Source organism: Ruegeria sp. CG1, from assembly GCF_056537265.1.
Genome location: NZ_JBQFRF010000005.1, coordinates 346,221 through 360,164, shown reverse-complemented (window position 1 = coordinate 360,164; position 13,944 = coordinate 346,221). Strand labels below are relative to the sequence as shown.

13 protein-coding genes and 1 riboswitch are annotated in these 13,944 nt (G+C 57.3%); of the genes, 12 read left to right on the top strand and 1 reads right to left on the bottom strand.

What is annotated here, in order from left to right; all coding sequences use genetic code 11:
- Nucleotides 1-33: 33 nt before the first annotated feature.
- From miaB to cmk, 10 genes are all read left to right on the top strand, one after another.
- A complete protein-coding gene (gene miaB / locus ACR0AU_RS16610) occupies nucleotides 34-1,353 on the top strand; it encodes a tRNA (N6-isopentenyl adenosine(37)-C2)-methylthiotransferase MiaB (RefSeq protein ID WP_170647436.1) in 1,320 nt (439 codons plus the stop codon).
- A 165-nt stretch (nucleotides 1,354-1,518) separates the two neighbouring features.
- The gene (locus ACR0AU_RS16605) at nucleotides 1,519-2,283 is read left to right on the top strand and encodes an outer membrane protein (protein WP_170511305.1); all 765 of its coding nucleotides are present in this window, start codon (nucleotides 1,519-1,521) and stop codon (nucleotides 2,281-2,283) included.
- Between the two features lie 146 nt (nucleotides 2,284-2,429).
- A complete protein-coding gene (locus ACR0AU_RS16600) occupies nucleotides 2,430-3,452 on the top strand; it encodes a PhoH family protein (RefSeq protein WP_170404555.1) in 1,023 nt (340 codons plus the stop codon).
- Between the two features lie 41 nt (nucleotides 3,453-3,493).
- Nucleotides 3,494-3,988: an rRNA maturation RNase YbeY gene (ybeY, locus tag ACR0AU_RS16595; RefSeq protein ID WP_170404552.1), complete on the top strand. Its 495-nt coding sequence runs from the start codon at nucleotides 3,494-3,496 to the stop codon at nucleotides 3,986-3,988.
- Nucleotides 3,989-4,024: 36 nt separating this feature from the next.
- Complete coding sequence (locus ACR0AU_RS16590; RefSeq protein WP_170733296.1) at nucleotides 4,025-4,909, top strand: hemolysin family protein; 885 nt, start codon at nucleotides 4,025-4,027, stop codon at nucleotides 4,907-4,909.
- Nucleotides 4,906-6,438 carry an apolipoprotein N-acyltransferase gene (gene lnt, locus ACR0AU_RS16585; RefSeq protein WP_170733295.1) on the top strand — a complete coding sequence of 511 codons (1,533 nt, stop codon included), beginning with the start codon at nucleotides 4,906-4,908 and terminating at the stop codon, nucleotides 6,436-6,438. The genes ACR0AU_RS16590 and lnt overlap by 4 nt, the downstream gene beginning before the upstream one ends.
- Nucleotides 6,439-6,453: 15 nt before the next feature.
- Nucleotides 6,454-6,502: riboswitch (SAM-SAH riboswitch) on the top strand.
- 5 nt (nucleotides 6,503-6,507) lie between these two features.
- Entirely contained in the window at nucleotides 6,508-7,689 is a 1,182-nt protein-coding gene (gene metK, locus ACR0AU_RS16580) for a methionine adenosyltransferase (RefSeq protein ID WP_170511314.1), read from the top strand.
- 93 nt (nucleotides 7,690-7,782) lie between these two features.
- Nucleotides 7,783-8,493 (top strand): tRNA (guanosine(46)-N7)-methyltransferase TrmB, encoded by a 711-nt coding sequence (gene trmB, locus ACR0AU_RS16575; RefSeq protein ID WP_480795968.1) that lies wholly within the window; start codon nucleotides 7,783-7,785, stop codon nucleotides 8,491-8,493.
- A 69-nt stretch (nucleotides 8,494-8,562) separates the two neighbouring features.
- Nucleotides 8,563-9,909 (top strand): 3-phosphoshikimate 1-carboxyvinyltransferase, encoded by a 1,347-nt coding sequence (gene aroA / locus ACR0AU_RS16570; RefSeq protein ID WP_480795967.1) that lies wholly within the window; start codon nucleotides 8,563-8,565, stop codon nucleotides 9,907-9,909.
- Nucleotides 9,906-10,520 carry a (d)CMP kinase gene (cmk, locus tag ACR0AU_RS16565; RefSeq protein WP_170404536.1) on the top strand — a complete coding sequence of 205 codons (615 nt, stop codon included), beginning with the start codon at nucleotides 9,906-9,908 and terminating at the stop codon, nucleotides 10,518-10,520. The genes aroA and cmk overlap by 4 nt, the downstream gene beginning before the upstream one ends.
- A gap of 26 nt (nucleotides 10,521-10,546) precedes the next feature.
- Here the strand turns inward: cmk and ACR0AU_RS16560 are convergent, their stop codons facing one another.
- The gene (locus ACR0AU_RS16560) at nucleotides 10,547-11,023 is read right to left on the bottom strand and encodes a YHS domain-containing (seleno)protein (RefSeq protein WP_170511473.1); all 477 of its coding nucleotides are present in this window, start codon (nucleotides 11,021-11,023) and stop codon (nucleotides 10,547-10,549) included.
- A 217-nt stretch (nucleotides 11,024-11,240) separates the two neighbouring features.
- Between ACR0AU_RS16560 and ACR0AU_RS16555 the strand changes: the two genes are divergently transcribed.
- Both ACR0AU_RS16555 and ACR0AU_RS16550 read left to right on the top strand, forming a co-directional pair.
- Nucleotides 11,241-11,777 carry a hypothetical protein gene (locus ACR0AU_RS16555; RefSeq protein WP_170404529.1) on the top strand — a complete coding sequence of 179 codons (537 nt, stop codon included), beginning with the start codon at nucleotides 11,241-11,243 and terminating at the stop codon, nucleotides 11,775-11,777.
- A gap of 200 nt (nucleotides 11,778-11,977) precedes the next feature.
- Nucleotides 11,978-13,663, top strand: coding sequence for a tryptophan halogenase family protein (locus ACR0AU_RS16550; RefSeq protein WP_480592076.1), 1,686 nt, complete (start codon nucleotides 11,978-11,980; stop codon nucleotides 13,661-13,663).
- Nucleotides 13,664-13,944 lie beyond the last annotated feature (281 nt).

The window sequence follows — 13,944 nt, the reverse complement described above, 5'->3', positions numbered from 1 at the left end:
CGACGCCGACCCAGCGACTGCAAAGGCCAACCCATGTCTGAACCGAAAAAGCTGTTTATCAAGACCTATGGCTGTCAGATGAACGTCTATGACAGCGAACGCATGGCCGAAGCGCTGGGCGGACAGGGCTATGTCGAGACCAAATCGCCCGATGATGCGGATATGATCCTGCTAAATACCTGCCACATTCGAGAAAAGGCAGCTGAGAAAGTCTATTCCGAACTGGGCCGTTTCAAGGGCCTCAAGGCGGAAAAGCCGGACCTTAAAATCGGTGTCGCAGGTTGCGTCGCTCAGGCCGAAGGCGAGGAAATCATCCGCCGCCAGCCGCTTGTCGATCTGGTGGTGGGGCCGCAAAGCTATCATCGCCTGCCCGAGATGGAGGCGAAGACGCGCGCGGGTGAAAAGGCGCTGGATACCGAGTTCCCCGAAGAAGACAAATTCGAAAAGCTCAAGAACCGCCCCAAGGCCAAGCGCGGACCGACGGCATTTCTGACCGTGCAGGAGGGGTGTGACAAGTTCTGTGCCTTCTGCGTTGTGCCCTATACACGCGGGGCCGAGGTCAGCCGCCCGGCAGATCGCATCCTGCGTGAGGCCCGCGATCTGGTTGAACGCGGTGTGCGTGAGATCACGCTGCTGGGGCAGAACGTAAATGCCTATCACGGGGCTGGACCGGACGGAGACATGACCCTTGCCGGTCTGATCTGGGAATTGAACAAGGTCGACGGGCTAGAGCGCATACGCTTTACCACCTCGCACCCGAACGACATGGATGATGCGCTGATCGAAGCGCATGGCACCTGTGAGAAGTTGATGCCATATCTGCATTTGCCGGTGCAGTCGGGGTCGGACAAAATTCTAAAGCGGATGAACCGCAGCCATACGGCTGAAAGCTATCTGCGATTGATCGAGCGTATCCGAGAAGCGCGCCCCGATATTCTGATGTCCGGCGATTTCATCGTGGGCTTTCCGGAAGAAACGGAAGAGGATTTTCAGGCTACTCTGGATTTGGTCGAAGAGGTCAAATACGGCTACGCCTATTCCTTCAAATACTCGACGCGACCCGGCACACCTGCAGCAGAACGGCCACAGGTCGAGGCCGAAGTGGCGGATGCACGCCTGCAGCGCTTGCAAGGGTTGATCACGCGCCACCAGCGCGAGATTCAGGACTCGATGGTCGGAAAGACAGTTAATGTCCTGTTTGAAAAGCCTGGGCGGCAACCGGGCCAGATGGTTGGAAAATCCGAGTATCTGCATGCGGTTCACGTCGCGGACGCTGATATCGCGAGCGGCGACTTACGTAAGGTAAGGATAAAATCGTCTGGCGCGAACTCGCTGGGTGGTGAGTTGGTCTGATCCCTTGTGGCTGGCCCGCAAAGGGTTTTCGCCTTGAAATTTAACCCTTGATTTATGGCTTGGAACTATGTTCCGAGGAAGGCTAGATTTTTCTGGGCCGAATTTTGGGTGTCGACAAACGCACCGACCCCGCCTGACGGCCCGCCTTTGCGGAGGGTACGAGTAGTGAGCTGGATACGTTTTCCGAGTGTAAACCTTTCCCGTGTTTTGTCGGCGACTGTCGTGTTTCTATCTTGCGCTGCCCCGACTTTGGCCGGCGATGTCGTCGGGGAAGTCACTGAGCCCGACGTAATCTCGTCTCAGCGTTTCGCGCGCGACGTCAATGCGTTCTATCTGGGGGTCAGCGCCGGACATGCCTCGGGCGGTTCGGACGAGTTTGGCCTGCGCGTGAACGACGGAGACACGTTTGCTGCGGGCGACCTTAAGCCAAGCGGAAATTTCGCAGGTTTTCGCGGTGGCTGGCGCGGCATTCTGCCAGCCAGAGGTGGGCGCGACTATGTGTATGGGCTGGAAGTCGGCTATGACTTTGGCACGCTCGATGACATCACCTCGTCCCGATCCGGTGGGGCAGAGGTCAGCGGCAGATCCGCGATCTCGGATGTATTGTCCATCCGCTTACGGAACGGGCTGACGAACCGCAGCGGCAGTGTCCTATATTTCGTGACTGTGGGTTATGTCCGCGGCGATATCACCACGTCAGGCTCACTAACTGATGCGAGCGGGACCAGCCGATTTGAGAGCGAGGACCGCCGACAAGGTTTCTCGGCCAGCTTGGGCGCTGAACACAAACTGAACGAAAATTGGTCGATCACCGGCGAGATCGAGTATCTGCAGTTCGAATCAAAAACGGTCGAACTGGGTCCGTCATTCTCGACCAAATCGACGCCAAGCTATCGCGGACTACGGATCGGGTTGAATTATACATTCTGATACCCGTGCGATTGGCGTTCATAGATGGCTGTTTCAGCGTTCATCGGCGCATTTGTCATGCGGTGTGCAAATTTTGAAACTGCCGCTTGCGTCTACCTCTACAGTTTGTCTACGCTCAAGATGAAACGCCAAGACAGGAGAACGGATTGGCCATCGGTGCCCTGACCCCACCGCAAGATGACATGCCCCAGCGTGAGGCGCTTGTTGAATTCCCCGACAACAGATTATTGATCGATTTATGCGGTGAATATGACCGCAACCTGACCGATATCGAACAGAAGCTCTCGGTGCAGATTGTGCGACGCGGCAATCAGCTTGTCGTGCTGGGCGACGAGGATTCGCAAAAGCAGGCGATTGAGGTTCTACAGGCCCTCTATACACGGCTCGAAGGTGGGCGTGATGTGGAAGCCGCAGATGTCGACCGCGAGTTGCGCATGGGCAATTCCGAGGTCGGAACTGGCACGCGCGATGGTGACCAGCTTGAGATGTTCAAGGGTGGCACGGTCGAGATCAAGACACGCAAAAAACTGGTCGAACCGCGCACCGACGCCCAGAAGGCCTATGTACAGTCGCTGTTCAACAACGAACTGGCCTTTGGCATTGGTCCCGCGGGCACCGGCAAAACCTATCTGGCCGTTGCGGTCGGGGTGTCCATGTTCATTGGCGGGCACGTTGACCGCATCATTCTCAGCCGTCCGGCGGTCGAGGCCGGTGAAAAGCTCGGTTACCTGCCCGGTGACATGAAGGATAAGGTCGATCCCTACATGCAGCCGCTTTATGACGCGCTGAATGATTTCCTGCCCGGAAAACAACTTGCCAAGCTGATCGAAGAAAAGCGGATCGAGATTGCTCCGCTTGCCTTCATGCGCGGTCGTACGCTGGCAAATGCATTTGTGGTGCTGGACGAAGCGCAGAATGCCACAACGATGCAGATGAAGATGTTCCTGACTCGGCTTGGTGAAGGTAGCCGGATGGTTATCACCGGCGACCGGTCTCAGGTTGATCTGCCGCGCGGTGTGCAGTCGGGTCTCAAGGATGCCGAACGGTTGCTGAAAACGATCCCGAATATCAGCTTCAACTATTTCACCTCGAAAGATGTCGTCCGCCATCCGCTTGTCGCCGCCATTATCGAGGCGTATGAGGCCGATGCGGGGCGCGAAACCGGATAACTTTCAAGGCGCCGATTGAAGCTGGGCTCGGAGCCAAAGGTATGAATCTGGAAATCACGCTTGAGGATGATCGCTGGCGCGGGCTGGAGCCTTTGGCCACGCGCGCAATTGCTGCTGTTCTGGAGTATTGCGATCTTGAGGCGGATCAATGCGAAATCAGCTTGCTGGGCTGCGATGATGCACGGATCGCTGAATTGAATGCTGAATTTCGTGAAAAATCCACGCCGACCAACGTCCTCAGCTGGCCTGCCGAAGAACTGGCCCCGGATCGGGCGGGAGACACTCCGCCGGCTCCGCAACCTGACTTTACTGGCGAAATCGTGCTGGGCGACATTGCGATCTCTTATGACACCTGCGCGCGCGAAGCAGCTGAAGCCGGCAAAAGCACCGACGATCACGTGACGCATCTGATCGTTCACGGTACACTACATTTGCTGGGGTATGATCACATTCGTGACCTCGACGCCACTTTGATGGAAAGGGTCGAGGTCGAGATACTTGGCAAACTGGGTATAGATGACCCATATAATGTATGACATGGGCACCTTTGCCCGATCATTTGGAACAGGATAATGGGCGAAACAGACGGCAGTTCTAGGGCGGCGCATGGCGCGCATTCTCAGAACAGCAACAATGACAGCGACGAAAGAGGCGGGCTTTTTTCTCGACTCATCGACGCATTTTCTTCTCAGGGCGAAGAGACCAGCCAGCTAAACGGGGCCGAGGTCGTCAGCGCTCAGCCAAGGGGCATGATCAACCTGCGCAGAATGCGGGTCGAAGATGTTGCGATCCCGACAGCCGAGATCGTCTCGGTCCCCTCGACAACCCCAAAAGACGAGCTTGTGCAGATTTTCCGCGACAGCGGCTTGTCTCGCATCCCGGTTTACGATGGCACGCTGGATACGCCACTGGGGTTTGTGCATCTCAGGGACTTCGCGCTGACCCATGGCTTTAACGGCAACTCGTCCGATTTTGATCTGAAGTCGATGCTGCGGACTTTGCTGTTCGTGCCGCCATCGATGCCAATTGGCGTGTTGTTGACCAAGATGCAGACCGAGCGTCGCCATATGGCTTTGGTGATCGATGAATACGGTGGGGTCGATGGTTTGCTGACCATCGAGGACCTGATTGAACAGGTTGTGGGTGAGATCGCCGACGAACATGATGCCGACGAAGATCAGCTATGGATACAAGAGAAACCCGGCTGCTACGTCGTGCAGGCGCGCGTGCCGCTTGAAGAATTCGAGGCCGAGATTGGCCGCTCACTGACCAGCCACGAAGATGTAGATGAAGAAGAGATCGACACTTTGGGCGGTCTGGTCTTCATGCTCTCGGGGCGGGTCCCGGCGCGTGGTGAGGTTGTATGCCACCCCGAAGGGCCCGAGTTCGAGGTCATTGATGCAGACCCGCGCCGGATAAAACGGCTGCGTGTCATGCTGCCGGATATTGTTGCATGAACCCTGCCGATGGGTGGCCCTTTTGGCTGCGGTTGGTGCTGGCGGCGCTGTTGGGTGTTGCAGCGGCCTGTGGTCTTGCTCCATTAGGGTATTGGCCGGTAACCGTGCTGTCGCTGGTGCTAATAGCGCCGTTGTTTCTGAGCGCTGAGACAATTCGCCGGGCGGCTTTGCTGGGTTGGGTCTTCGCAACGGGCTATTTCGCACACGCGTTAAGCTGGATTATCGAGCCGTTTCTGGTTGATGCCCAACGCCATGCGTGGATGGCCCCTTTTGCGCTGATCTTTTTATCCGGCGGGTTAGCCCTGTTCTGGGCGTTGGCCTTTGGAGTTACGAAACGCATCGGTGGAGCACCCGTCTTGCAGGCGGCTTTGCTGTCTGTGACGCTGGCACTGGTCGAGTTTGCGCGCGGCTACATTCTGACCGGGTTCCCTTGGGCTGGCATCGCGCAGATTTGGGTGGATACGCCATTTGCCCAGATCCTGTCGCTTGTCGGCCCCTATGGTTTGGGGACGCTGACACTGTTCGCCACTGTGCCATTGGGCGCAGCCTTGTTCAGTGATCGGACCCGAAGCGGCATCGTTGTACCGATCGCGTTGACCGCAGGCTGTGCGGTATTGGCTTTGATCTATGCAGCGAACCGACCTCCAGTCATGCCCTCTGGTCATATCGTGCGGCTGATTCAACCCAATGCACCCCAGGACCAGAAATGGGATCCTGCATATGCGTCAGTGTTTTTTGCACGCCAACTTGAATTCACAGCGGCCGAGCCCCGCCCGGACCTAATCGTCTGGCCGGAAACCTCGGTCCCGGCATGGTTGGGCAGCGCGCAGCCCTATCTTTCAGCAATTGGCGAAGCGGCACAGGGCGCCCCGGTAGTCCTGGGCATTCAGCGTGCCGATGGGCAGCAGATCTATAACTCGATGATCTATCTAAATGAGGAGGGTCAGCAAGACGGGCTATACGATAAACATCACCTGGTGCCCTTTGGGGAATACGTGCCATTTGGTGAAGTGATGGCACGTTTCGGTATCTACGGGATGGCCGCAACCACAGGGAATGGCTTTAGCGCGGGGCCAGGTGCCGCATTGATGGATGTAGGCGTGCTTGGCAAGGCGCTGCCGCTGATCTGCTACGAGGCGGTATTCACGCAGGATATTTTATCCGCGCCGGATCGTGCGGATTTTCTTTTGCAGATTACAAACGACGCTTGGTTCGGAACGCGTTCCGGCCCGTATCAGCACCTCGCCCAGGCGCAGATGCGTGCAATCGAACAAGGCCTGCCGATGTTGCGCTCGGCCAATACCGGAGTTTCGGCAATGATTGACCCATTGGGGCGGATCACCGAGGCGCTGGCGCTTGGGCAAGCGGGGTTTATCGACGCCGAATTGCCGCGTCCTCATGCCCCGACCGTTTATTCTCGAATTGGAGACAGTCCGGTACTTTTAGCTTTGTTGGTGCTATTTGCGCTGCTATGTCGGCACGCCCGGCGCGTAAACGACCAAATTCCGATTGACCCTGTCAAACGCTAAGCGTATTCGGTCGCACGCCTGTCACAACGGCTTCCTGACGTGGTGGGGTAAACTTAATGGAGCACATTCATGTCCCGACAGAATTATACTTTTACTTCGGAGTCCGTTTCCGAAGGACACCCGGATAAGGTCTGCGATCGTATTTCCGATGCAGTACTAGACGCATTCCTGCGCGAAGAACCCGAGGCCCGCGTTGCCTGCGAAACTTTTGCCACCACGGATCGCGTGGTAATCGGCGGTGAAGTGGGTCTGTCGGATCAGGACAAGCTGCATGATTATATGGCGCATATCGACGATATCGCGCGGGCATGTATCAAAGATATCGGCTACGAGCAGGACAAGTTTCACCACGAAACCGTCGAAGTGACGAACCTGTTGCACGAGCAGTCGGCCCATATCGCGCAAGGCGTGGATGCTGCCGATAACAAAGACGAAGGTGCAGGCGATCAGGGCATCATGTTCGGCTATGCCACGACCGAGACGCCAGCGCTTATGCCTGCGCCGATCCAATACTCGCATGCTATCCTTCGCCGTCTCGCTGAAGTTCGCAAAAATGGCAGTGAACCCGCCCTTGGCCCGGATGCAAAATCACAGTTGTCTGTTATCTATCGCGACGGCACGCCAGTCGGTGTCAGCTCAATCGTGCTGTCGACGCAGCACATGGATGAGGCGCTGACCTCGGGTGATATTCGCGCCATTGTCGAGCCCTATATCCGTGAAACCCTCCCTGACGGCTGGCTGACCGCCGAAACCGAATGGCACGTGAATCCCACCGGCAAGTTCGTCATCGGCGGTCCGGATGGTGATGCGGGTCTGACCGGTCGCAAGATCATCGTCGACACTTATGGCGGTGCAGCACCTCACGGTGGTGGCGCATTCTCGGGCAAAGACCCAACCAAGGTGGACCGCTCGGCGGCTTATGCAGCGCGTTATCTGGCCAAGAATGTCGTTGCTGCAGGGATGGCAGAGCGCTGCACCATTCAGTTGAGCTATGCGATTGGGGTGTCAAAGCCCCTCTCGATCTATGCCGACACGCATGGAACTGGCCAGATTGCCGATGCAGTGATCGAAAAAGCAGTTGGGCAGGTGATGGACCTGACTCCGCGCGGAATTCGCCAACATCTGCAACTCAACAAGCCGATTTATCAGAGGACCGCTGCTTATGGCCACTTTGGTCGTGAACCCGATGCGGACGGCGGATTTAGCTGGGAGCGCACCGATCTGGTGGACGCGCTGAAACAGGCGGTCTGATCAACAATTAGAAAAACGCGCCGGTTTCGGCGCGTTTTTTTGCAAGTCGGCGACCACTTGCAACAATTTCAGCCCCGCAGTAAGGGCTGCGCCATGAGTACAGAGACCCCACAACGCCCGCGCAGAAATTTTTATGGCCGCTTTAAGGGCAAAACCCTGAAGCCCAGTCAAAAGACTTATCTGTCGGAAGATCTTGCTGCCTTGTCCCCCGGTACGGTGGATTGGGACGGTAATCCTGAGCGCGATCCGCTCGATCTCGACGGTCTATTCAGAGGCAAGCCTGTCTGGCTTGAGGTCGGCTTTGGCGGCGGCGAGCATCTGGTGCATCAGGCTCAGCAAAACCCGGATATCGGCATCATCGGAGCCGAACCCTATATCAATGGTGTTGCGATGCTGTTGGGTAAAATCCGTCAGGCCGGTGTTGAAAACCTTGCCGTACATCCCGGGGACGCGCGAGACTTGTTCGACGTTTTGCCTGAAGCCAGCATATCGCGCGCTTTTCTGCTCTATCCCGATCCATGGCCCAAAACACGGCATCACCGCCGTCGGTTTGTCACACCTGAACATCTGGAGCCTTTGGCGCGCGCGTTGAAGCCAGGCTCAATCTTTCGCGTTGCCACAGACATCCCTGACTATGTGCGCCAAACGCTGGAAGAGGTGCCGCGGGCAGGCTTCGAATGGTTGGCCGAGCGTCCCGCCGACTGGCGTGAGCCGTGGGATGACTGGATTTCCACGCGCTACGAACAGAAGGCGCTGCGCGAAGGCCGTACACCCCATTACCTGACCTTCCGCCGCAAAGACTGATTGTCGCTGGACCAACCGGCCCCAATTCGCTAATCGGCCTGAGGACTGATAGCGAAAACAGGAGCCCCCATGTCCGGACACGGCACGCCCATCCCGATGACGTCGCAGCCTTGCGGCCCGCTGACAGGCACCGCAGAGGTGCCCGGGGACAAGTCGATCTCGCACCGGTCCCTGATCCTGGGGGCAATGGCTGTGGGAGAAACCAAGATATCGGGCCTGCTGGAAGGCGAGGACGTATTGGACACCGCTAAGGCCATGCGTGCCTTTGGGGCCGAAGTAACGGATCATGGCGGTGGTGAATGGTCGGTGCATGGCGTGGGCGTTGGTGGTTTTTCCGAACCAGATCAGGTAATCGATTGTGGCAATTCGGGCACTGGCGTGCGCCTGATCATGGGGGCGATGGCGACTTCTCCGATCACAGCGACCTTCACCGGAGATGCGAGCCTGAACAAACGTCCGATGGCGCGCGTCACCGATCCGCTGGCGCTGTTCGGAACCCAATCTGTCGGCCGAGACGGTGGACGTCTGCCGATGACCATTATCGGTGCTGCGGACCCCACCCCGGTGCGCTATGAGGTGCCCGTGCCGTCGGCGCAGGTGAAATCCGCCGTTCTGCTGGCAGGGCTTAACGCCCCCGGCAAGACCATCGTGATTGAGAAAGAAGCGACTCGCGATCATTCCGAACGGATGCTTGCGGGCTTCGGCGCAGAAATCACGGTCGAGGACACGGATGAAGGGCGCGTTATTACGCTGACCGGTCGGCCCGAGCTGAAGCCACAAGTCATCGCCGTGCCGCGCGACCCGTCCAGTGCGGCCTTCCCCGTCTGTGCCGCACTGATCACACCGGGCTCGGACGTGTTGGTCCCCGGTATCGGCCTGAACCCGACCCGCGCAGGCCTGTTCACCACGCTGCGCGAAATGGGTGCCGATCTGACCTACGAAAACGAGCGCGAAGAGGGGGGTGAACCGGTTGCCGATCTGCGTGCAAAATACTCGCCCAACATGAAGGGGATCAACGTCCCGCCCGAACGCGCGGCGTCGATGATCGATGAATACCCGGTGCTGTCTGTTGTGGCCGCAAATGCGACCGGCACAACATTGATGGGCGGCGTGAAAGAGCTGCGCGTCAAGGAAAGTGACCGGATCGACGCAATGGCCCGTGGCCTGCGCGCCAACGGTGTGACCGTGAACGAGGGTGACGAATGGTGGTCAGTCGACGGTCTCGGCATCGGCGGTGTGCCCGGTGGTGGGACCTGCGAAAGCTTCTTGGACCACCGCATTGCCATGTCGTTCATGGTCATGGGGATGGGAGCTAAAAAGGCGGTTTCGGTGGATGACGGCGGACCGATCGCAACGTCGTTCCCGATTTTTGAGCCTTTGATGGCCGCGCTCGGTGCCAAGGTCGAGCGTACATGAGATTCACCGTAGCTATCGACGGCCCTGCGGCGGCGGGCAAGGGGACGATTTCCAAGGGCGTTGCCGCGCATTTCGGGTTTGCGCATCTGGATACCGGTCTTCTCTATCGCGCAGTGGGGCGTCGTATGCTGCAAGGTGACGAACCGGTTGCAGCGGCTGGGTCCCTGACAGCAGAAGAATTGCAGCAGGGCGATCTGCGTACGGCTGAGATCGCACAGGCGGCCTCGAAAGTTGCGGTCATTCCTGAAGTCCGAAGCGCACTCGTTGATTTTCAGCGGGCGTTTGCCCGTCGCGCCGGAGGCGCCGTGCTGGACGGGCGCGATATTGGAACCGTGATTTGCCCAAACGCTGAGGTCAAACTGTTTGTCACCGCCAGTCCCGAAGTCCGGGCGGAACGGCGATATCTTGAGCTTTCGGCCAAAGGTTCGGACGTGTCACGCGAACAGGTGCTTGCGGATGTCAAAGAGCGTGACTCACGTGACGCGGATCGCAGCACTGCACCGATGAAACCTGCAGATGACGCCGTGCAGCTTGATACGTCAAACCTGAGCATCGAGGCCGCGTTGGCACGGGCGCTCGAAACGATAGAACAGAACCTGCCCGCAGCCTGAAGTGGCTGCGGACAAGGGTCCGTCAGTTACAATTCACCAACTGCGATGCTCTTGATATTGGCCCACTGGTCATCTGCGGTTTTAGCGGTGCTGGTGACGTCTTTCAGGAAAGCAGCGCGGGTATCAGCATTCAGGAACAGATACAGCTTGCCGTCTGCGATCAGGTACTGATCCGGGTCGCCGTCGAACTTTTTGCCAACAGACACCCCGAACGAACAATAGCCACCGTGCTGGGGCAAGTAAGCCGCCGGATTGGCCTCGAACGCTTCAAGGTTTTCCGCGCTGGTGAAGTAATAGGATGCGCCATCATAAGTCGCCGAATGATTGGCGAAGCCTTCTACCGGATTGCCATTGTTGACAAGCGCGACCAGATCGACGCCATGGGCTGCCAGGGGTGCACCAGCCGCCGACAGGCCTTTGGAGACGTTGATTTCGTCTGCGGCAAAAGCCGGAGCTGCCAGGGCCAGAGTTGCGGCTAATGCAGTAAGTGCGAGCGATTTCATAGCAGGAATCCTTTCCATTTTGGTTCAAGGCTCGGGTCCGCCCCAAGCCAATGTCACTAAGTTAGGAAAGGCTCCTCGGACGGGTAATCGCAGATAGGCCGCAATACTTTGCAGATCGTTCGTAGATCAGGGCGTTTCGCAAAACTGATCACATAGCTTTGTTTGGCCACCTGTCCGATGGCCGCCTAAGCTTGTTGGACAACCGTAGGAGTGGCCCATGATCAGACTAGCCCTGTTTTTGTTCTTTCTTGCAGGTAGCGTAGCTGCGCAGCAATCAGATACGCCGGTGCCCGAGGCCGAACCTCCGATGACTTACGAGCGTCTGGGAAAAATCATCTTTGCGCTAGATCCCGAGGCGCAACCGATCGGGCCGGGGTTTGAGTTGACGATATCTGATGTGACGGTGCTGGTTGTCACCGATACCAATGCTGATCGCATGCGGGCGATGGTCGCGATTGGCAGTGCTGCGGATTTGTCGCCAGCCGATTTGCAACGGATGATGCAGGCAAATTTCGACAGCACGCTGGATGCGCGCTATGCGATCGCAAATGGCACCTTATGGGCAGCGTTCATTCACCCGCTTTCGCTGTTGCAAAGGGATCAGTTGATCTCGGGGCTGGCCCAGACTGTGAATATCGCCAACACCTATGGCACATTGTACACCGGTGGCGCGGCGGAATTCGGAGGGGGCGACAGCCATGATCTGCAGCGTGAGCTGATCGAAGAACTTCTGAAGAAGGGTGAGGAAATCTGACACTTGTCCAAAGTAGGCGCATAGCCTGAATTCTGATGACGAATGTGCCTGCGACCATGGGTGTCATAGGCTCTAGCTGGATGCTTGAAAGCTGTTATAGTCTTCCCACAGCTAAATAAGGGAAAGCTGCTGTTAAATCCCCAACACTCAAAAAAAAGGGGAGGCAGCTACAAAATCCCAAGCCAACAGGGACAAAAAATATGAATAATCGTTTGCGTAAGATCACCATCGTGGGTGGTGGTACGGCGGGTTGGATGACTGCGCTCATCCTGGACATGGTGTTCTCCCGCACGTCAGCACCCAAGGATCGCCCACGCATTTGCTTGATCGAAAGCCCCAACATCTCGACTGTGGGTGTCGGTGAAGCGACGGTGCCGCGTATGCCGGTCACGCTCCGTCAGGCGGGCATATCAGAGCGGGATTTCTTCCGCGAAACCAACGCATCGTTCAAGTTGGGAGTTAAGTTCTGCAATTGGAACAACGACGCCAAGGGCAATCGGATCGACTACGTAAACCCGTTTGCCCATGGTCAATTGCTGGAGGGGTTGGAGGCTGCCGAGTATTTTCTGCGTTTTGGTAACGGGGATCGGGATTTCACGCAGTCAATCTCACCGCATGATGATCTGGCCCGGTTGTGCAAGGGTGCGCGTCCTTTGGGTGCACCTGAATTCGAGCAGCGGTTTGGCTATGCTTATCATCTGGATGCCGTGAAGTTTGCGGGCATGCTAACAAAGGTCTGCGCCAAGCGCGGCGTAGAGCATATTCAAGACGAAGTGCAATCGGTCGAATTGGACGAGCAGGGCAATGTCAGTCACCTGATGTTAGAGCGCAAGGGACGCCATGACATTGAGATGGTCATAGATTGCACCGGCTTCCGGGGGTTGATCATCAATCAAGCGTTGGGCGAGCCGTTCATGGATTACTCGGACTACTTGCCCAACGACCGTGCCATGGCCTTGCAGATCGAGCACCCTAACCCCGAAAAGATCGAAAGCGTTACACGCTCGACCGCGCTTGGTGCGGGTTGGACGTGGCGTGTGCCGCTCTACAATCGTGTAGGTACGGGATATGTGTATTCATCCGCGCATCGGACCGATGATCAGGCGGCGGACGAATATCTTGACTGGTTGGGCGACAGCGGCAAGGGGCTGACACCGCGCGTGATCCCCATGCGTGTTGGTCGTGTCCGCAATGCCTGGGTTAAGAACTGCTTGGCGATCGGTTTGTCTGGTGGATTTATCGAACCGCTTGAAAGTACCGCGATCCACATGATCGATCACGCGATCCGCTGGTTTGCCGAGCATCTGCCGACCCGCGATATCGAGCCCGCGCTGCGCAACCGATATAACCGGCAGATGAACAAGCTTTATGACGAGGTACTGGATTTTATCTGCCTGCACTACCGGTTGGGTAACCGCACCGATGATCAATATTGGATCGACGCCCGCACCGAGATGAAGATTCCGGATCGGTTGGCCGAGAACCTTGAGCTGTGGCAGCATCGTCTGCCGATGGAACACGATATCGAGTTTGCGACGCTGTTCAATTTCCGCGTCTATCAGACGGTTCTTCTGGGCAAACAGGTGTATGATACGGGCTATGGCGAAGGTATCCGTGATCGTCTGCGACCGCTGAAGAAACCGATTTGGTTCCAGTGGTGGAAGGGGGCAAAAATGGACCTTGCGCAGATCCTCAAGACCATGCCGGATCACAAAACCCTGCTGCGAGATATCCGGGGCGAGTTGGAGAAGCCTGCCTTTGGCAAGGCCGCAATGGGGCAGCCGACTGTCGCAATGCCGGGCGCGAAACCGGCACCCGTGGTGATCGAGAACATGCCAAACCTCGCTGAGATTCAAAGCGGCAAGAAGGATCTGCAACTGTTCTAGCGCCGCATGGTATCATTCGGCAGAACTGACAAAGAAGGCCGGGGATCGGATCGCGTTTGCTTCGATGCCCGGACCCGATGTTCGGATTTTGTGGGATTGGCCAGTGTTTAAGGGCTTTGCTCTTGCACATGACACGGAATCCGCCTATACGCGCGCTGTCTGAACAAGGGCGGTTAACGTCCGGATGACGTATCTGAGCAGGGCCGGGTTACCTCGGCCCTTTGTGTTTGTTAGCTCGGGCGCGTTCTGGATCACGCATTCAGGCACCATGAAACAAGACC